General features: G+C 37.9%; 16 protein-coding genes and 1 pseudogene. 1 reads left to right on the forward strand and 16 read right to left on the reverse strand.

What is annotated here, in order from left to right:
- Positions 1–199: 199 nt before the first annotated feature.
- Positions 200–547, reverse strand: a complete 348-nt coding sequence (locus IPM71_16355) for a hypothetical protein (protein QQS51105.1) — start codon at positions 545–547, stop codon at positions 200–202.
- A 244-nt stretch (positions 548–791) separates the two neighbouring features.
- On the opposite strand from IPM71_16355, the gene IPM71_16360 reads away from it, so the two are divergent.
- Positions 792–1,733 (forward strand): carboxypeptidase regulatory-like domain-containing protein, encoded by a 942-nt coding sequence (locus IPM71_16360; protein ID QQS51106.1) that lies wholly within the window; start codon positions 792–794, stop codon positions 1,731–1,733.
- Between the two features lie 84 nt (positions 1,734–1,817).
- Here the strand turns inward: IPM71_16360 and IPM71_16365 are convergent, their stop codons facing one another.
- The 15 genes and pseudogenes from IPM71_16365 to IPM71_16435 form a co-directional block, all read right to left on the reverse strand.
- Entirely contained in the window at positions 1,818–2,204 is a 387-nt protein-coding gene (locus IPM71_16365; protein ID QQS51107.1) for a DUF302 domain-containing protein, read from the reverse strand.
- A gap of 36 nt (positions 2,205–2,240) precedes the next feature.
- Positions 2,241–3,037 (reverse strand): annotated as a pseudogene (locus tag IPM71_16370) (cation transporter).
- Positions 3,038–3,100: 63 nt separating this feature from the next.
- Complete coding sequence (locus IPM71_16375; GenBank protein ID QQS51108.1) at positions 3,101–3,700, reverse strand: hypothetical protein; 600 nt, start codon at positions 3,698–3,700, stop codon at positions 3,101–3,103.
- Positions 3,701–3,737: 37 nt separating this feature from the next.
- Complete coding sequence (locus tag IPM71_16380; protein QQS51109.1) at positions 3,738–4,364, reverse strand: hypothetical protein; 627 nt, start codon at positions 4,362–4,364, stop codon at positions 3,738–3,740.
- Positions 4,365–4,382: 18 nt separating this feature from the next.
- Positions 4,383–4,979 carry an isoprenylcysteine carboxylmethyltransferase family protein gene (locus IPM71_16385; protein ID QQS51110.1) on the reverse strand — a complete coding sequence of 199 codons (597 nt, stop codon included), beginning with the start codon at positions 4,977–4,979 and terminating at the stop codon, positions 4,383–4,385.
- Positions 4,980–4,985: 6 nt separating this feature from the next.
- Positions 4,986–5,780 carry a cation transporter gene (locus tag IPM71_16390; GenBank protein QQS51111.1) on the reverse strand — a complete coding sequence of 265 codons (795 nt, stop codon included), beginning with the start codon at positions 5,778–5,780 and terminating at the stop codon, positions 4,986–4,988.
- 13 nt (positions 5,781–5,793) lie between these two features.
- Positions 5,794–6,684 carry a cation transporter gene (locus IPM71_16395; GenBank protein QQS51112.1) on the reverse strand — a complete coding sequence of 297 codons (891 nt, stop codon included), beginning with the start codon at positions 6,682–6,684 and terminating at the stop codon, positions 5,794–5,796.
- A gap of 223 nt (positions 6,685–6,907) precedes the next feature.
- Positions 6,908–8,176, reverse strand: coding sequence for an efflux RND transporter periplasmic adaptor subunit (locus IPM71_16400; protein QQS51113.1), 1,269 nt, complete (start codon positions 8,174–8,176; stop codon positions 6,908–6,910).
- Positions 8,177–8,188: 12 nt separating this feature from the next.
- Positions 8,189–12,580: a CusA/CzcA family heavy metal efflux RND transporter gene (locus IPM71_16405; GenBank protein QQS51114.1), complete on the reverse strand. Its 4,392-nt coding sequence runs from the start codon at positions 12,578–12,580 to the stop codon at positions 8,189–8,191.
- Between the two features lie 454 nt (positions 12,581–13,034).
- Positions 13,035–13,442, reverse strand: coding sequence for a transcriptional repressor (locus IPM71_16410; protein QQS51115.1), 408 nt, complete (start codon positions 13,440–13,442; stop codon positions 13,035–13,037).
- 341 nt (positions 13,443–13,783) lie between these two features.
- Positions 13,784–14,593 (reverse strand): hypothetical protein, encoded by an 810-nt coding sequence (locus tag IPM71_16415; GenBank protein ID QQS51116.1) that lies wholly within the window; start codon positions 14,591–14,593, stop codon positions 13,784–13,786.
- A gap of 1,185 nt (positions 14,594–15,778) precedes the next feature.
- Positions 15,779–16,507 (reverse strand): hypothetical protein, encoded by a 729-nt coding sequence (locus tag IPM71_16420; protein QQS51117.1) that lies wholly within the window; start codon positions 16,505–16,507, stop codon positions 15,779–15,781.
- 104 nt (positions 16,508–16,611) lie between these two features.
- Positions 16,612–17,175 (reverse strand): hypothetical protein, encoded by a 564-nt coding sequence (locus IPM71_16425; protein QQS51118.1) that lies wholly within the window; start codon positions 17,173–17,175, stop codon positions 16,612–16,614.
- A 15-nt stretch (positions 17,176–17,190) separates the two neighbouring features.
- On the reverse strand, positions 17,191–17,820 hold the full coding sequence (locus IPM71_16430) for a hypothetical protein (GenBank protein QQS51119.1): 630 nt from the start codon (positions 17,818–17,820) through the stop codon (positions 17,191–17,193).
- A gap of 171 nt (positions 17,821–17,991) precedes the next feature.
- A complete protein-coding gene (locus IPM71_16435) occupies positions 17,992–19,620 on the reverse strand; it encodes a hypothetical protein (GenBank protein QQS51120.1) in 1,629 nt (542 codons plus the stop codon).
- Positions 19,621–19,984: the final 364 nt, after the last annotated feature.

A 19,984-nucleotide genomic window follows, 5' to 3' on the forward strand; every position in this document is an offset into this window, starting at 1 on the left:
AGTAAAATTTTATTTGTAGAGTTCTCTTGCAATGAAACCTAACGTTTGATGGTATGGTGTCGTGCGGGATTACGAAGCGATTTCTTGTCAGTTTACACCGACTTTTTTACGAGCCACAAACGCTCGCAAACCACTGAAACCCGCATGCACTATACCATGTGTTAGCAACTGGCCTTTTTTGTTTTTTGTCATTTTTTTGTCAAATATACGCAAACTTTTCAATCGAAGTGCTGCCGTTTCTTGGTGCGTTGGCGTGGGACGGGCTGACAGGCTCTTTTGTAAGCCTTTGGATGGAGCGACGGCTCGTGGGGGCTTGCAAATGTGCCTGACAGCGAAGGGATGGGCGGGTCGGCTTGAACGTATGCTGTTTGTTTTTGTCTTTTGTTTCGGGGTTTTGTGAATTATCAAAATGGTAATAAACTGTCAAAACAGGGAAATGAATGGTTGTTGTAAAGAAATATGCGATTGTCGTAAAGAATTCAATGATTGGTCGAGTGAAAAACGTTATTGTTGTTGAGAAATATGTATTTAATTTGTTGAAAATCATAATTTTTATGTCGAAATGTTAGTTTATGTAAAATAAATTCATAATTTGCATCGTGAAAATCGGATTTTATACATGGAAATCCAATAACAGGTCGAAGAAATCCTCGGTTGTTGTGTAGAGAGTCAATATTGTTGGTAAGAAAAGAGGTATGGAGTGGAGGAAAATCAATGTACCATGTGCGAAATTCAGTATTAGTGTTAGTTTTTCCTTAATCTCTTAATATTAACTCTTAAATCTTACCGTAATGAACATTAATCAAGAAGACAAATTTAGTATGTACTACGTGGTAAAGAATACTTGCGAAAAGTATCAGACCACCTGGACGACAAACGCTGTATTTGCAGCAACGTACAATCTTTGGGTTGCTAAAATTCCGTTGATTGAACAAAACAGGGATGCCCAAACCCTTGAAACAACGGGTATAACCACCGATAAAACGGCGAAACGTAACAGCATGACTGAAAAAACGCTATTCATGATTAATCGTTTACAGTCGTATGCGAATGTTGTAAATAATCCAGAATTGCTTGAAAGTATAAAATATACGGCTTCGGATTTGAAAAAATCGAGAGATACCGATGTTGTAGGTATTTGCAATACGGTGCTTGCCAAGTCTAATGCCAATGCTGCTGCTATTGTGACTTATGGCGTTACTGCTGCTATGATAACTGAATTACAGGCTGCTATTACTGCTTATTCGGCTACACTTGCCAAACCAAAGGCTGCTAAATCGCAAACTAAAACGGCTACTGAAAACCTTACCAAACTGTTTAAAGAAGCTGATGAACTTTTAGTTAAGCGTTTGGATTTGGATATTGAACTGTTTAAAACTTCGAAACCCGAATTTTACAGTCAATATAAAACTGCCCGAATTATTATCCCAACAGGTGGGGGTGCTACTTCTGTTTTAGGCAGTGTTAACCTTGCAGGAAGCGGTGAACCACTGAAAGGGGTGTCGTTTACTTTTGTTGCTGAAACCAATGGAATGATGAAAGCTGCTGCTACAAACGAAACTGCAAAGCCGATAGTTAAAAAGAGTGCCGATAAAGGTAAATTCCGTGCTACATTGCCAGAAAATACATATCGTGTAATAATTGAAAAAATTGGTTACAAAAAACAGGAAGTAACAATAACCGTTGCAAATGGTGAAACTACAAACTTGAATATTGAACTAGAAAAGAATTAAGCAAAGATTGCCCCGCAAACATGCGGGGCAATCTTTTATTGTATCTACAAAGGTTATTTGTATGAAAAAATTATCCTGAGCCAATTAAAGTGTATCAATTACCTTTTTAAGTTTAGCGGTAACCTGTTGGGCAACGTCTCCCAACGCAGGGTTGGTAATGGCTTGCATTGAGGCAATCGGGTTAACGGCGGCTATTTCAATTTTATCCTGACTTTGTTCAATAACAAGCACATTGCAGGGTAACATGGTTCCTATTTTATCCTCAGCCTGTAAAGCCTTTAATGCAAATGGTGGGTTACATGCGCCTAATATGGTATATCGCTTAAAATCAACATTAAGTTTTTCTTTTAACTTTTCGTGCATGTTTATTTCAGTAATAACGCCAAACCCTTCGGTTTTTAGAGCTTCATTGGTTAACTTAATTGCTTCATCAAATGAAGTATTAAGTAATTTGCTAAAATAGTATTCCATAGTTTTAGAATTTAGATGTTTAAAAATATTGTCAATTTATTTAGCGAGCTGTAAAATCCTGAAAGCCCCCCGGGCTACTATAACAAAGACAAGTGAGCCTACAATTAAATCGGGAAGTTTGGAAGATAATAATAATACTAAAATACCTGCTATAATTACGCCTATACTGATAAGTACATCATTGGCAAGAAATATCTTTCCGGCTTTTATATGTACTTCATCTTTGGTTTTAGCTTTTTGCAATAAATAGAGGCTTAGAGCATTTCCGATAAATGTAAAAGATGCAACAATTATCATGGTTTTATAATCAGGTATATGTTCGTACCCTAAAAATCTTCTAATAACCTCAAATAACCCGGCAATTGCAAGCGTAAGCTGTAAATAACCGCTTATTTTAGCAACAACTTTTTTCTTTGAGAGCGCTTTGCCAACTACAAACAAACTGATACCAAAAACAAGTGCATCGGCCAACATATCGAGGCTATCTGCAACAAGACCCATTGAGTTGGCCAACAGGCCTGCAATGAGTTCGATAACGAAAAAAGAAAAATTAATACCAAATACCCAAAAAAATAGTTTTTCTCGTCCCTTTCTTCTGAAATTAAAAAATCATCCGGCAACGCTTCTTTTGCTATGATTTTTGTATCGAGCTTCAAACTGTCAATAGTTTGAAAAATAACATCGTTATCCCCAGAATGAAATACTTCGAGTTTCCTGTTGGGTATATCGAAATGCAATGATTTTATTGAACCTACACCCTGGAGTTTTAACCTGATTAATTGTTCTTCCGAAGAACAATCCATTTTTGAAATATTGAAGGTTGTCTTATTCATCTTATAAAACTTTACAACCATCGTTTGACCATGCTTAGCCAAACGATGGCTATTTTTAGTAACTTATTTAAGGCTTTCGGTATAAATATGATTTAAACGAAGCATTTTATAATAATCATCGAAAATTAACAAATCGGCATCTGATTTGAAATGTAAATCAATTAAATCATGAAACTTTTTATTGCTTGCAAATGATGTTTCAATATTTTTGAGTGTTAATTCTTTCAAAGGGTTACTGGCGGCTTCGCTAAAGAAATAACTTGTTTTTGAAACAGACTGATTGGATTTAGGGCTTGTGGTTGATTTTTCTATAATCCGATAAACTGTAATTGGCCCTTTGTCGATAATTTCATATTCTTTATCCTGAAATACCCTGTATTCCTTACCATCGCACAAGCGAAATCCCCAAATTTCCGATTTAGATAATTTAATGGTACTATCACGATGGGTAACCTTTACTGTTTTTGAGCCGAAAAAATCGGAGGTGCTTATTTTATGTTTTTCGGTAAGGCAGTTTATTTCGTAGGTGAGCTTGCCTGTAGAAAAATCGTTAGCTGACAGATATAAGCCACTTTTATTTGAAAGAGCTTCGTTAGATTGTCCAAATGTTGAACTTATTAATGCTAAGCCAACAATAGCGAGTGATAATAATTTTGTCTTCATAATTTTAAAATTTTGGAATTAATACTAAAAAGCATATTCATTTTTTTATTACTGAAAGAATTGTTTCGTTTAATGTAAAGTGACCCGTTTTCGGATTAATTTCAGACAACATCTCATCGGTTGTGTATTTGTCGCAAACGGTTTTGTGTACAAAGGTATCGGTAAGGGCATATTTACGAAGGTTGGCCAAGGTAAGCATGAATACCGCATTTTGATTTCTTGTACTGAAATAAAAATAGGTGATTGGAACTTCCTTAGACCTGCGACTTCTGCCCGATTGTTTGTATTCGGTTTTGGTGGTTTTGAAAGTATAAATGTACAAATATGAAGTATCGGCAATTAAACAAGGGGTGCGGTTTATAAAGCGGTAATTTTCGCCATTGGTTAAACGGATGGCAAAAATACTATCCTTGTAAAAAACGGTTTCTTTGTCCTGCTCTATGCTGATAATATCGGGCGAGATAAAGAATTGTTTGAGTTTGATTTTATCTCCTTTGTGCTGTTTATCGGTAGGAAAGGTAAGTTTTCCGGTTTGGAAATCGGAAGGAGTAAGATACAAGCCCTCGACTTCGCTGTTTTTTATTTCCTTTTGGCGTTGTGCGAAAATTTGCCCTGTAAGGCTTAACAGCATTACTATTGCTGTGATTTTTATATGTGTTTTCACTTTTCAAAATTTTAGATATTAAAACCACCTGCCAGTTTTTTGGCAGTAATGTAAATAGTTTTCGCCGTGTACACTTCTCAGGTATTCTTCTTCGAGCCTTACTTGTACCTGAAAAAGCAGGGTTGACGCAACGAAAACCAATAAGGTAATGGCATTGGGTATTATGAGGAATATCCCTGCCAATGTTAAGAGCATACCCAAAAACACTGGGTTTCGGGAGATAGAAAACAATCCGTTGGTTTTGAGTTCGGTTTTAGCCGAATGGTCGATACCAACACGCCATGAGTTGCTCATTTGCACCTGTGCAATGATTATCCATAACAAAGCAAGGTGAATGAGTGCAAAACCTGCATATTTGAGTATTGATATTTCGAGCCACGCAAAGGGTGCGAAATATTGCAAACCTGCGGGATGAACGAGGTTTACCAATGCCACAATAAAGATTAATGATGTTATGGGTGCTGATACCTTGCCCAAAAAGTCGTGTGCCGAATCGGTATTTTTAAACACATATGGATTAATGCCTGTTTTGCGTTTTACCCGAACTGACGGGATAACAAACACGACGAGGAAGTACACAACCAAAAACGATAGGATATATATTTTTTCGAACATAACTAATTAATTTTTACTTAGTTTTAAAATGCGGATAGCTCCCCTGAAAACAATAAGAAATACTAATGAACCGATTACAAGGTCGGGGTATTTTGAGTTTGTGAACAAAACCAAAAGGCCTGCAATTATAACCCCTCCATTGATTATTATGTCGTTGGAAGTGAAAATCATGCTTGCTTTCATGTGTGCTTCGTTGCTATTAGATTTTTGTAGCAAGTACAAGCAAATTGCATTGGCAAGCATGGCAAAAACTGAAACAGCAACCATGGTGCGATAGTCGGGAAAGGTATCCGTACCAATAAACCTTCTTACAACCTCAACCAAACCAATTAATGCCAATAATAGCTGTAAATAACCGCTCCAAGCGGCCACTTTTTGTTTACGATGAACCAAACTGCCAACAGCCCAAAGACTAAGTCCGTAAACAAAAGCATCGGCAAGCATATCAAGCGAATCGGCAACCAAGCCCATTGAGCCTGAAAATAATCCCGCAACAATCTCGATTAGGAAAAATCCGAAATTGATGACCAGAACAGCCCATAAAAGTTTTGATTGTACATCGTTTTTGTTCTTAGCCGATTGCCAATCAATTACAGATTGTTCTTTAAGTTCGGAACCCAAATCAAGGCTTTTTAATTTGCGTTCAATCTCGTTGTTTTCGGAATGTACGATTATCAACGTTCTTTCGGTTATATTAAACTGCAAATCATGAATGGCGGAAATGCCATCCAGTTTCATACGAATTAATCTCTCCTCTGAAGGGCAATCCATTTTGCTGATAATATATGTGCTTTTAATCATGGGGAAGTGCAAATTAAAAATTACAATTTGTTTCGCAATCGGCTTTGCCATATTCAACCTGTATGGTAGCGTGTTCAATATCAAACTGCTGGTGCAACTGGTGTTGAACGTTGGTGATAAACGTAACATCGGTTTGGGTGTTGGTTGCCAAATGCACGGTAAGGGCTGCATCGGTGGTGCTTAATGCCCAAATATGCAGGTCGTGTATGTCGGAAACTTCGGGCAAACTTTTCAGGTAGTCTCGCACGGCTTGGATATTCACGTTTTCGGGAACGGCATCGAGGGCAAGGTTTACAGAATCGATAAGTAAATGGTACGAGCTGTAAAGGATTACTGCAATGATTGCAAATGATACCAACGAATCGACCCAAACTATACCGGTGAAAGCCATAATTATACCAGCTACTACTACCCCCAACGACACAAGGGCATCGGCAATAAAATGGATAAAGGCACTGCGGATATTCAAATCGTGCTTTTTGCCTTTCATAAACAGCCATGCCGTAAAGCCGTTTACGGCTATACCAATGGCAGCAACAGTAATAACACTATTTGAGTTAATTTCGAGCGGTTTACCTAGTCGTTCGATGGTTTCCCAGATAATAAACACCACAGCAGCTAAAAGCAAAATGGTATTTAGCAGCGCGATGAGAATTGTTGAACGGCGGAAGCCATAGGTAAATTTTAGCGTTGGCTTGCGTTGCGACAGAATTACCGCAACCCACGAGAAAACTAAAGCAAGAACATCACTTAGGTTGTGCCCTGCATCCGCAACCAATGCCATTGAGTTTGAGAAAAAACCGTAGGTTGCTTCAATAATAATAAAAACGATATTTATGGAAATGCCTATTTTAAAGGCATTTCCTAAATTAATATCGTGACTGTGTGAATGTTGGTGCTCCATGTTATTTTATATCGTTTTGCACTTGCATTGGAGGACATTTTACCGTACCATAGGAACATAAAACGCAGCAATCTCCCGATTTAGGCTTTATAACTTTATTGCAATTGCTACATTCATAGTAGTACATACAAGCATCCATAGGCATTGTTATACTCTGCTCAAAGCCACAATTTGGACATTTTAATATAGATTTAATATTAATCATACTGAAACTCATTAAAGATTAACCGCAAGTCATTTCTCCTGCGTTCTTTTTAGCCGAAAGTAATTTGTACGCCCCTTTGGTTACGATTTTGGTGTTTTGAATATCAAAACCTGCGGGTAAAAGAATTTCTGTAAAGCCATCGTTAGTATCGCCTTTGGTAATTTCGATAAAGCGGTATTCGGTAAATGGTTTACCGCCTTCTTCTTTATCTTTCTCAAAAGCAAATATGTAATACTTATTATCGAATGATACCACTGCATCGGCAGGGACAGAAGTTACCTGTTTGTCGGTTTTTTCGATATGTGCCAATACATACATACCAGGCAACACATTATTGCAAGGCTGCTGAACGGTTGCATACACTTTATAGGTTTTATCAGCATTTATTGATTTGCCAACCTGATAAATTTTTGCTTTATGCTCGTGTGTTTCGTTGTTGATTGTGAAATGTGCAAACTGACCAATAGAAATGGTATTTGCATCCTTTTCGAACAAACTGAGTTCGAGCAATAAATTATCATTGCCAACTATTTCAAAAAGCACATCGGTTGGCGAAACATATTTACCAATACTGAGGTTTGCCGTTTTTACATAACCATTGATAGGCGAAACAAGAGCAATGGTTGCAGAGATATTATCTTCAGAAAGTGTGGCGGGGTTTACGCCAATAACCTGTAATTTTTGACCTATGCCTTTTAATTGTGCTTTGAGGCTCCGATATTCGGAGGTAGTTTGTTGCAGGTTTTTTTCGGAATAGACATCGTCCTTATAAAGTTCGGTGTGGCGTTTATATTCCGCTTCGGCAAACTCGTACTTGTTTTTTATATCGAGGTAATTTTGCTGCAAATCGACAAACTCGGTATTCTCGATGATTGCGAGTGTATGACCTTTAGAAACTGCATTGCCGGGTAAAAGGCTTGACGATTTTACAAACCCTCCCAATGGAACACTAACAGAAGCCGAATTTTGGGGCGCAGTGGTAACTATACCGTTGGCTTTGATAACACCGCTTACCTGACGCATTTCGACTTTGCCCAGTTGCACACCTGCCAGTTTGATTTGTTCTGCATTCATTTCAACGATGTCTTCGGGCAACTCTTCGTGTTCGCCTTCTTCTTCATGTTCGCCTTCGGCGTGGTTATGCCCCTCGTGGCTTTCTTTTTCGGAGCTTTCGGCATGAGCTCCCGCCTCGTGGCCGTGTTCATCAAGTTTCTTGCTGTTGCAGCCTGTGAAAGCGGCTACACTAATCATTACTAAAAGAATGATGCTATATTTTAATGTTTTCATAAAAAATCAGAATTAAAATGTTTTACCTGTAATAAAGTCAATTGAAATAATAGTTTGATTATAGCCGTTGAGTGCATCGAGATAGCTTTGTTTGATAGACAATGCACGGTTGAGCGACAGGATATAATCGAGATAATCCATTGCACCTGCTTTGTAGCTGCGGGTAGATTGCTCGATAATCAAATCGGCTTCGGGAACGGCTTGTTTTTCGTAAAACTCAACACTGTTGTTGAACTTGCTGTATTCACTCAAAAGAGCCTGATAACTACCCGATAGTGATTTGGTGTAATACTCGGCGTTGGTGCTTGCCACCTGCTGTTTGATTTTTGCTGCCTTTGTTTTAGAAGTATAAGGAACAAACCACAGCGGAATGGAAATGCCTGCCTGAATACCTGTAAACCGGTCGCCAGTGCCAAAGGTGCGGGGCAGCCCGTTTATCTCCTGCACGCCCTGCATGGTTTGGCTAAAGTATCCAATGCTGAAATCGGGCATCATACGGCTGCGTTCCAAATTTTTCTCGATACGTGCAACTTCAACCTGCTGCTGAATGTAACCCAACGACGGATTGGAAGAAACTGCCAAAGTATCGGAAAGTGTAATATACCCCGAACGTCGAAGTACAGTATCGGCAGGAATTAAAGCATAATCGACATTCAGCAGGGTTTGTAAACGCTGAATAAGAACCTCAATATCGGCTGTTGTTTGCTGCAATTGGTTTTTAATTTCGAGGCTTTGCGAACGTGCTGTAATCATTTCAAGGCGATTTGTTTCGCCTGTTTTTGCCCTAAGTTCGGCAGCCCTTAAAAATCCCGAATATAAACTATCCTGATACTTCAAAAGTTTTTGTTTGGAATACAGGTAAGCCAATTGCCAATAAGCCTGTTTTACTTGCGAGGCAATTTCGAGTTGAGAGGACTTTTGCTGCCATTCGCTACTTTTTATATTTGCATTCGCCAGTTTATTTTGATTGATATAAACCGAAGGGAAAGCAAAAGATTGTGAAATGGTAAAGCTATTGTCCTTAGTATAAGAATTAAACTGCCCATACTGCCCATCTATAGCAGTTTTTGGAATGTCCCACGAAGAACCTTTGAGGGCTTTCTGCACATCGACCGAATAAGCTGCAGAACGAACCGCTAAATTACTGTCTAAAGCCAATTGAATGGCATTTTGCAAGGTTATTTGCTTGGTTTGCTGCGCTTCGGCTTTATTGAAAAAGAATGTGCCCAAAAGTACAAGAATCATAGCCAACCCGCCTGTATTCAGTTTTCTATTTTTAGAAGGAAGTTTGAAATTACGTTTTGTAAAAATGATATAAAGTACAGGCAAAACTACTAAGGTAAGAAGCGTTGATGTAATAAGTCCACCTATTACAACAGTTGCCAAAGGTTTTTGAACTTCGGCACCCGCCGAAGTTGACAAAGCCATAGGCAGAAACCCGAGCGATGCTACGGCAGCAGTCATTAGCACAGGGCGTAAACGAGTTTTTAAACCTTGTAATACACGTTCGGTGATGTCGGAAACACCCTCTTTTTCGAGGCGGTTAAATTCGGCAATCAACACAATGCCATTAAGCACAGCAACCCCGAACAACGCAATGAACCCAACACCCGCAGAAATTGAGAAATTCATGTCCCTTAACCACAGCGCAACTACTCCACCAATGGCAGCCATAGGCACTGCTGTATAAATAAGAATGGTTTGTTTGAGCGAATGGAAAGTAAAGAACAACAATACGAAAATTAGCAACAATGCTACAGGAACGGCAACAGCCAAGCGTTCACGGGCTGCAATAAGGTTTTCGAATTGTCCGCCAAATGTTGTGTAATACCCAACAGGCAATGTTAGGTTTGCATCGAGTTTTGAACGGGCATCTTCAACCACGCTTTCGACATCACGACCACGCACGTTAAAACCGATTGTTAAACGGCGTTTTGTGTTTTCGCGCGACACTTGTGCCGGCCCTGTTTTAATTTCAACACTTGCCAATTGGTCGAGCGGAATTAAACGACCATCGGGCAAGGCAATACTAAGGTTTTTAACGTCTGAAATATCACGTCGATGGGCTTCGTCGAGCCGTACTACAAGGTCGAAACGTTTTTCCTCCTCGAAAACCACACCTGCGGAACTACCAGCAAAGGCAGCCTTTAAGATGTTATTTATTTCTGTAACCGAAACGCCATACTGTGCCATACGTGGGCGATTGTACTCGACTTGTATTTGAGCCAAACCTGTAACTTTTTCAACGTTAATGTCGGTTACTCCTTCGATATTTTGTATATATTCTTCGATTTGAGCTGCTTTGAGGGCAAGCGTATCGAGGTTGTCGCCAAACAATTTAATTGCCACGTCCTGTCGTGAACCAGTCATTAACTCGTTAAACCGAAGTTGTATGGGTTGCGAGAACTCGAATTTAACCCCTGCCATCACTGCCAGTTTTTCTTCCATTTTTTCAACCAGTTCTTCACGGGTATCGGCAGTTGTCCATTCGCTTTTTGGTTTAAGCGTTATTATATAGTCGCCTGTTTCCATTGGAGTGGGGTCGGTAGGTATTTCTCCGGGTCCGATTTTGCAAACCAGATGTTTTATTTCGGGAAAGTTATCACGCAAAATGGTATTGGCACGTTTCACTTCTTCAACGGTGTTCGATGGTGAACCACCCTGCAAAGTAATAACCAATCCTGCAAGGTCGCCTTCTTCAAGTTGAGGGATAAACTCGCCTCCCAATCGGGTAAAAAGGAACAGACTACCAATAAATAGGACTACCGAAGTAACAATAATTGCCAGTTTACGGCGAAGTGCAAAAGCAATAACGGGATTAAAGGCTTTGTGCATGAAATCCATAATCTTATCGGAAATATTCCGTTTGTGTTCGGTATTCTTGCTAAGGAATAAAGATGAAATCATGGGAACCCATGTGAGCGACAATATAAACGCTCCAAGAATGGCAAAACTCACTACCTGACCCATAGGTTTGAACATTTTACCCTCGATACCCACCAATGCAAGGATTGGTAAATATACTATCAGGATAATAATTTCGCCAAAAGCTGCTGCGGTACGGATTTTACTGGAAGCCAGGAAAACTTCTTCATCCATTTGCGGCTGTGTGAGACGTTTTATGCCCGTATGATGGTGCTTGCTCAAGGTAATACGGTGAACAATACTCTCGACGATAATTACTGCCCCGTCCACTATTAAACCAAAGTCGATAGCTCCAAGGCTCATAAGGTTGCCTGAAACGCCAAAAAGTTGCATCATGCCAATTGCAAAAAGCATGGCAAGAGGTATCACTGAGGCTACAATTATTCCTGCCCTAAAATTTCCAAGCAATAAAACGAGAATAAAAATAACAATCAAAGCTCCTTCGAGAAGGTTGCGAGTAACTGTGCCAATGGCACGGTCGACCAAGTCGGTACGGTCGAGGTAAGGGGTTATTTCAATGCCTTCGGGTAGTGACTTTTGAATAGATGTGATTTTTTCCTTAACCTGTCCGATAACTTCATTGGCGTTAGCCCCTTTGAGCATCATTACCACACCCCCCACAGCCTCGCTGGTATCGGAAACTAATGCACCGTAACGGGTAGCATGTCCGAACTGGACAGTTGCTACATCACGCACCAAAACAGGAATACCGTTTATGGTTTTTACAACAATATTTTCGATGTCGTCGAGGGTTTTAACCAATCCAATGCCACGAATAAAAAATGCTTCGGGTTTTTTATCAATATAAGCACTCCCAGTATTCTCATTGTTGTTTTCGAGGGCTTCGAAAATGTCTGTCAAAGAAAGGTTCATTGCTCGTAAGCGTTCAGGGTTTACGGCAATTTCGTATTGCTTTACAAACCCACCATAACTGTTTACATCAGCAACACCAGGCGTTCCAAGCATTTGACGGCGTACAATCCAATCCTGATAAGTACGCAAATCCATAAGTGTAAATTTGTCTTTGAACCCGTCTTTTATTTCGAGGGTGTATTGAAAAATCTCGCCCAAACCAGTTGAGATAGGAGCCATTTCAATTTTTGCCAAACCTTGCGGTATCTGGTCTTCGGCTTCTTTGAGCCGTTCGCCAATCTGTTGTCGAGCCCAGTAGATATCAACATTTTCCTTAAAAACTACCGTAACAACCGATAATCCCAATCGTGAAATGGAGCGAAGCTCTACCACATCGGGGATATTGGCTACCGAAACCTCTACAGGTGCGGTAATGAAACTTTCAACTTCCTGAACTGCCAACGATGGGGCACGAGAGATAACCTGTACCTGATTGTTTGTAATATCGGGAACTGCATCAATGGGCAGATGAACAAGCGAATATGTACCCCATGCAACCAATGCAAGGGCAAATAACCCGATAATTATCTTGTTCTTTATCGAAAAACGAATTATATGTTCAATCATAATCTATTAGAAAAAGGTTAATACATAGTTTTCCAACACATGCTTTTTATGAAAAGAATGCGAGGTTTAAATCGGATGAGAATTTGTATTAACTTAATTTGGGCGGTTGCCAGATGGTAGCAAAAAGGGAAGAAACTAAAGAGCTATTGTACTCTGTTATTAATTTTTGTGTAATAGGAGTACAAGTAAAATGAATAGTCGAATTGTTTAAAATAGGAGAAACACAACAATCACAAGTACAGAAAGGAGAGCAATGGTCGGTGTCATTCTCGTGTTGGTCAGATGAAGTATTGGTAAGTTCATATTTGTTCATGCTATTTTCCTTTGGAACATCAACGCAAGGAATTGCGGTGAGAACCAAAACATAAATAGATAATATGAGCGTTAGTATTTTCATTTGCTATAACAACGGCGAAGATATGCAAAATGTTCATGCAACTGAGTTGCAAAGTTTTTATTTGCAACTTGCACAAACACCTTTAACAACCATATTAATGTTTTCGAGTTTAAAGTCAGCAGGTAATATAATGGTTGGTATCGCTATATCGTTTAAGCAATATGTGTGTTTGCACTTTGTACAAAGAAAATGAACGTGTAAATCGGATGGATTGCATTGACAGGTTTCCTTACAAAGAGCATATTTTATTGAACCTGTACCGTCATCAATACTATGGATAAGTTTGTTTTCTTCAAATGTTTTGAGTGTACGGTATAATGTTGTTTTATCGGCGTTGTCAAATTTTTGTTCTAAATCAGCTAAACTAATTGCTCTATCCTGTTCGGTTAATACTTTTAAAACCAATTCACGCATGGCTGTTGGTTTGATATTTCGTATTTTGAGTTTTTTGTCGGTTTCTTTCATTTCTATCTATTTTAAATCCATGTTTCAATTTAGCACGACCCTATCCACGAAGCAGGTGCGGTGGGAGAAAAGCATGTGTTTGGCAGCGAAGCGAAGCTTGCAGGGAAGGGCTGCCAAACTCTTGCTTTTGTGTGTCGGGGTGTTTGTTTTTTTCTTTTTCAATTTTCAATCGGGTAGTAAGTTGTCGGTTTTTTTTTAGGCTTGTTGCTAACGCTCGCCGGTATACGCTGTTGCCGGTTCAGGGCGCTTTGGTGTCGGGTTACCCACTGATGATGCTAAGTGAGATAACATTAGCACCCGCACGACCCGGCAATTGCGTATGACCGGCTGTTAGCAACCGTTTATTTTCTAATCTTCATTTTTGATTCGAAGTTATTTTTAAGTATCTGAAAGTCTGTTGATGTCATCTCGCCAATGAAAATATATTGACCAGGAAATTTTTTAAAATTTACAACTGATCCAGCATAATCAATCGTGTATGTTTTTAAAATTAACGTATAAGAATTATTTCCAAGAATATTGGATAATTGGCTATTTAGCTTAAGTTCAATTCTATATTTTGAAATACCCTTTAAATCTGAAATTTTTTCAAATACTCCGCCAAATGAATTAGGACCTGTCGGTTCTATAATAACAGAATCTATATCATTTTTGTTAAAAGGCAATTTATTAATATTTTTTATTGCGTGCAAACCTAGATATCTGTTAGAAAAGCCTTTAGAAGTAATCCATGTTACTTCAGGGAATACATTACGTGATAAATTTAAATAACTTTTCAGTTTTAATGTGTCTGTTGTCCACCCGAGTATTGTTGAAGTATCCAAATAATTATTTCCATTTTTGTCTGTTCTTGCATTTGGTACAAGAACTGAAAATAGTGGAAAATCCTCATAGGGTTTTCTTAAAGAATCACCCTTAACGGATCCCTTATTAATAGAGTCTAATAAACTCAAACCAGTCTTGATTTTTGCGATTGAATCCAATTGATACTTTCTGATCAGTTCATTTGCTTGATTGAAAGCAGTTGACAATTCGATTAAGTTGTAAGATTCATATAGGCTAAATTCAATAGAATTTGTTTTAGGTTCGTTTTTGTTCGTACAGTGAGTTAATGTTAGAAGGACGAAACATAAAATAGCTAATCTTGTCATCTTGCGAATGTATTTTAAATGGTTGCTAACGGTACGCCAATATGAGCAGGCTGGGCTTAAAACCGCCAACCCAAAAAACCAGCGATACCGCGGATTAAATATACAAACTTTTCTATTTCTGCAACCCCCAGCTTGCTTATATTGGCTGTTATAGCCTGGTGGCGGCGTGTTAAAAGCGCAAAGCTATATGGGCGCACAAGGTTTGGAACATCATTTTGCCCCCGGAACCGGATTTAATTGCTATCTCATCTATCTGCCGGGCATTTAATAGCTGCAGGACTTGTCAGGGTGCAAAGCAAAGTGGCGGAAAAGTTGTTTCAAAAACCATTAGCCAAACCATTGGCTCAGAGGCTGAGTAAATGGTTATTATTAAGCAGACAAAAGGCTTTATTGCCAAAAGAGCCAAAGCTTACTCATGGTTTTGGAATTGGTTTTTGAACTTTACCCAAGTTTTGTGACACTTTGCAATCCGTTACAATAGCGCTCCAATTAAATGAAGGGGTGGGACTGGGGCATGCAAAATGTGTTATCAAACCGGAGCTAACTTAGATGCACTATCAGTAAAATGACCTTAAAATTGGCAGGTGACACTTGGCTGTAACGGTTGGCCAATATGAGTAGGCTGGGATTTCGGAGCCACTTACTTGTCAGACCGCTAAAAATTTTATTAAATATACGTACTTTTCGTAAACCACTAACACCCAGCTTACTTATATTGGCTGTTAGGCGCTGGGTGTTATTGATTATCAGTTATTTATCTATCGTTTCAGTATCCGTTTAATGGACTGTCTATCGGTGTAGGGTGTCCTTCGTGCGTTGGGGTGGGACGGGCTTGAAGGCTCTTGCGGCAAACTTTGCTTGTGTGTTTGCCTGCGGGGTTTGCCGCATGTGCCTTCAAGCAGAAGGGACGGTGTGCGAAGGGCTATGTACGTGCTCCCTTGTCTGTCAGATATTGTCCCTTCTTTGTCAAGTTAACTCCCTGCTCTGTCAGATTAACTCCCTTCTTTGTCAACTTTGCGCCCTTTTCTGTCAGATTGTGTCCCTTCATTGACGGGTTTGCTCCCTTCTCTGAGAATTAAGTCCCTTGTCTGCCAGATTCATTCCCTTCTTTGTCATATTAGCTCCCTTGTCTGTCAGATGATGGCCCTTCTCTGAGAACGTTGTCCCTATTTTGTCAGACTAATTTTATGCCTGTGCAGTTTCTTTACCAGCTACTTTAGCTGCTGCCCCAAGATTGGAAAGTGCCTTTGCAAAGGTGAATTGCTCTTTCTTTAAGGGTTCGTACTGATAGTAATTTGATGCTTTCTTGCAGATACCAATTATCTCATCGTAAATAGCATTGAAAACATCGGTTACCTCTTGTGTAATTTCTTTGGTTGAACCTTTAAATGTCTCTTGTGTAACATTGGCTTGTTTAAAGGAATCGGCATATCCGATAATGTTGTCAATAAGCGTTGCGCTTAATCCTTTGACGATAATTTCCTGACGTAACGTTTCGCTCATATTGGTTTTGAACTGATAGAGCAACTGGATTAATGATTCCTGGTTGCCTTTTTGTACTCCACGAAGATGTTTTGCAAAACCAAGATTTTTAAGGATTTCATCACGTTTTGATGTTTCTTTCTTAAAGTCTTCGTCTATTTGTGTTTTGAAGTAGGATACATCCCGTTTGGCCGGAACCTGTATTGATGCCAACGTTGCTGTTGCATTACGTAAATCTTTTTTTGCATCAACACCCAAATGGGTTTCGATTGCATTGTCGATTCGTGTAATCAAATCGGTTGCATACTGTTCTGTCCAATCTGTACGGGTAGTAGAAAGTTCTGAAATGTTTGTTTTGAAACTTTCGGCGATGGTTTTTGATGCCATAAGCATATCGACATCTTTACAACTGTAATTTCGATTTTTTGCCATAATTGTAAGATTTAAATTGAACTTAGGTTATATAACAATAATAGTAATAACGGTTTGATATATTGCAATATACAAAACTATGACAAAACTAAAAAGACAATCATTTAAAACTCATACCCTATTCTTAGGGTTATATTAAAGTCTAGTTCACCATAATTTGATGAAACTTCGTTATTATTGATGAAGTAGAACCGATAGCCTAAACCAACCGAAGTATCGAAGTTGAAATTTTTTCCTATTCGTCTATGAATACCCCATGTAGGAATTACTGATAAATCTGGAACTACACTCCCCAGATTATAGTTTGAGATTACAAACCAATCGGGGTGATGACGTAAGAATAACGAAATGTAATTACTGCTGTTTCCGTCAATACGTTTTGATTTTGCTTGTCTTTTTTGCAGACTATAATAGTATCTTGGTTCTACTATTAATGCGGGTGCAAAGAAATATCCCAAGTATTCGTTGGCCTCTAGCCATAAGCCATAATCAAGACCTATTTCTGTTTTTAATGTAGTTGTATTTGACAGTTTTTTTTCATAATTACCCCAGATGCCGAAAAAGCCCGCTTGTACTCCGAACATTCTTTCTTCTATGCTTGCTTGTTGTGTTTGGGCATTTAATAATAGATAAAAAGCTGCTATTATAAAAAAAGTTAGTTTCTTCATTTTTATTAATAATTGTTATAGAAAGAATAACGAAATCCCAATTGAATATTGTGTAGTGGAAGGAAAATCGAAGTGCTTGTTTCCGTAGTCAAGTTCTCGCAAGGTTTGAAAAGCGTCGATATTGCTGTATTCAAACTTTAAGGCAAAAGAGGCATTATTTTCTTTTTCTTTTATGTATATGCCAAAGCCTATACCATAGGCGAATTGAGTTGCATATTCACCAGTAGCAGTAACTTCTGCATTATTTTCATCGATATATTTTAATTGGCGTGGAACATAAGGGTTGAAATATAATCTACTTTCAGGAAAAATGCCTATAATATGTTCTAAATCAGCATCGTTTTTAATTTTAAAAAGTGGGATGTTATATCGTATTCCTCCATAAAACATAAAGTTTAGAACATTTGTGGTTGACCAAAGGTCGTTTTGATCTCTACTGTATCGTGGAACCAAACTGTACGATTGAAATTTTATCCCTCCATAGAGATAATCGCTATTGGTAAAAGAATAACCCAAACCAGGACTTACATTGTAAATCATTATACTATTCTCTGGATCAGTTGCTATGCTTGCATCGATATTAAATGACTGCGCTTCCGCGTGCATTGAAAGAGCAAATAATCCAAATATGAAAAAATATCTCATGTGTTTATTTTTTTTGTCCGATAACCATTCGGGATTACCATTTACAAATAATCAAATTTTTAGTGTGAAATAATGATTATTTGCTCATGGATGTTTCATTGTATTTTTTATTTCTATTAAATGAGAACGCCTTTGATAATAAGCGCTCTCATTTTGTTTTGTTAACAGTGGTTAAGGAACATACATTCTTACACCCTTCCAAACTCCATTATATTTTACAGCTCCGAAAATATAGGCTTCTTCAACCTGAAATGAAATTGGAAGATACGGAGCATAACTAGATGGTGTGTACCCTGATGAATTCCAAATAAGCTTCAGCCCCGCAGAAGGAAAACCTAATCGAATTCCCTTTTCAGATCTATCTAAATATGAAGAAACTCCATTTAAATATAAATATTCTTTGCTGCCACTTATACCTACTCCTGGAGAAACCATCATTACTGGAGAATTTGAACTCTTTACATTATCATATACAAAAGAAGATGTTCGCTTTTTTAGTTCATTAGTAAGCCATTCGTAACCACTCCTATATAAAGCATTATATGCATCAGTATCTTGGTACGTATTGCCCATAAAGTCGATACTGCCACCAAAAATATGAATATTACTGACCCAATCACGAACTAATGATTCAGGCTCTTTTAGAAACCCTTTAAAAACCATATTACTAGTTGCAGAACCAAAATTATTAGAAAATTTCTTTGCAATTCCTGTATAATCTGAGGGCTCTAAATTATAGTTAAAAGAAGTATATCCTTTGAAATAATCTATTCCGATAACCATTTCAGATGCATTTGTAGTTAGCCAATAACTAGCAAGGGTAACCCAGGTTCTCCAACCAAGAACACCAACATTCACTTTAGAATAATGTTTATATTGGAATTTTACCTTGAAACCTGCACATTTAAAGAAACCATAGTTTAAGGCATACAAACAGACATTTACTCGATGATCACCATCAAATTCTTTGCTACGCCAATTATTAAGACCTATGTTACTAAATGCCTTTCCAACCGCTGTTCCGCCACCAACAAGATAATCAGTTAAATTGTATGTGGATGTATAACCAGAGATAATCCTGTCACTTGCAGATTTTAGTGAAAATTCTTCCTTAGTCGTATTTTCTCCACTAATAAGTGCAATAATATTTTCTATACTAAGGTTATCATTATTTACAAAATTGTATGAATCAATAAACCTAATATTGCCATACTGGTAAGTAAGGCTATCGACTTGATAAGAATAACTTTTATAGCGGTCTAAGAAATTTGTATATAAATCTTCAAATTCGTATTTTAAATCTTCTGTGTAAATAAAAGTGCCTGCTTCTGTAATTTGATAAATTTTTCCTTCTAATTTCATTTTTCTTGCAGTATCAACAACATAGTGAATGATATCTTCGGGGATCAGAGCTTTATTTAACTCAGCATAAAACCTTTCAATTTCAAAACTTGAGCTATCTACAGTAGCATTTTTTAATTTGTTTTCTATTTGCGATAGTTTACCAGCAAGAGATTCAAAACCTGCGGGTATAGTAATTTTATGTGATGATTTTAAACCACTCTTTTCAGTTGAATTATTTTTAAGTTCATTTTCAATCTCAGAAATGTAGTTATCTAGAGACAGCTGATTAGGAAAATTTAGATAACCATTTTCAACCGTAATTTCTTGGTTTTCGATTTCTTGGTTGGAATTCTCATCAATTACTTGTTCTAACTTATCACAAGAGTTAAGTAAAATAGTTGCAAGGATTAATAAAAATTTAGGGATTCTTTTAAAAAAGATATCTATTCGTTTCATTTTGGTTAAATTTATAGGTTAATACTTTGTGTTAACTGCCTCATCCTTATTCTGATTTCACGGTCAATTTGAAGGATGGGGTTTTTTGTTTGCTTTTTTTACGGATTATTTGTAACAACAAAATTATCTGTGCCTTTAAGATCCTAGATCAGCTGGGCCTAACATATACTATTAGTTTTCACCTCCTTTCTACGAATGAAAATATTAGCTTCTATTCCGCTCAATTATGCCTCTAAAATTTGTTTATTCTGACTTAAGGTTTTAGAGAAGGCGGATATATTTTAATACAAGAATAAAAATAATTAATAGGTGCAAAAATATACAACCTTCTTAATAAGCCAAATCTTTAGATATAAAAAAACGA

It is taken from the genome of Bacteroidota bacterium, assembly GCA_016699695.1.
GTDB lineage: Bacteria > Bacteroidota > Bacteroidia > Bacteroidales > UBA10428 > UBA10428.

Excerpts from the sequence above, each read along its gene's own strand:
- IPM71_16355 (QQS51105.1), bottom strand. The coding sequence starts at position 547 with ATGATTTTCAACAAATTAAATACATATTTCTCAACAACAATAACGTTT.
- IPM71_16360 (QQS51106.1), top strand. The coding sequence starts at position 792 with ATGAACATTAATCAAGAAGACAAATTTAGTATGTACTACGTGGTAAAG.
- IPM71_16365 (QQS51107.1), bottom strand. The coding sequence starts at position 2,204 with ATGGAATACTATTTTAGCAAATTACTTAATACTTCATTTGATGAAGCA.
- IPM71_16375 (QQS51108.1), bottom strand. The coding sequence starts at position 3,700 with ATGAAGACAAAATTATTATCACTCGCTATTGTTGGCTTAGCATTAATA.
- IPM71_16385 (QQS51110.1), bottom strand. The coding sequence starts at position 4,979 with ATGTTCGAAAAAATATATATCCTATCGTTTTTGGTTGTGTACTTCCTC.
- IPM71_16390 (QQS51111.1), bottom strand. The coding sequence starts at position 5,780 with ATGATTAAAAGCACATATATTATCAGCAAAATGGATTGCCCTTCAGAG.
- IPM71_16395 (QQS51112.1), bottom strand. The coding sequence starts at position 6,684 with ATGGAGCACCAACATTCACACAGTCACGATATTAATTTAGGAAATGCC.
- IPM71_16400 (QQS51113.1), bottom strand. The coding sequence starts at position 8,176 with ATGAAAACATTAAAATATAGCATCATTCTTTTAGTAATGATTAGTGTA.
- IPM71_16405 (QQS51114.1), bottom strand. The coding sequence starts at position 12,580 with ATGATTGAACATATAATTCGTTTTTCGATAAAGAACAAGATAATTATC.
- IPM71_16410 (QQS51115.1), bottom strand. The coding sequence starts at position 13,442 with ATGAAAGAAACCGACAAAAAACTCAAAATACGAAATATCAAACCAACA.
- IPM71_16415 (QQS51116.1), bottom strand. The coding sequence starts at position 14,593 with ATGACAAGATTAGCTATTTTATGTTTCGTCCTTCTAACATTAACTCAC.
- IPM71_16420 (QQS51117.1), bottom strand. The coding sequence starts at position 16,507 with ATGGCAAAAAATCGAAATTACAGTTGTAAAGATGTCGATATGCTTATG.
- IPM71_16425 (QQS51118.1), bottom strand. The coding sequence starts at position 17,175 with ATGAAGAAACTAACTTTTTTTATAATAGCAGCTTTTTATCTATTATTA.
- IPM71_16430 (QQS51119.1), bottom strand. The coding sequence starts at position 17,820 with ATGAGATATTTTTTCATATTTGGATTATTTGCTCTTTCAATGCACGCG.
- IPM71_16435 (QQS51120.1), bottom strand. The coding sequence starts at position 19,620 with ATGAAACGAATAGATATCTTTTTTAAAAGAATCCCTAAATTTTTATTA.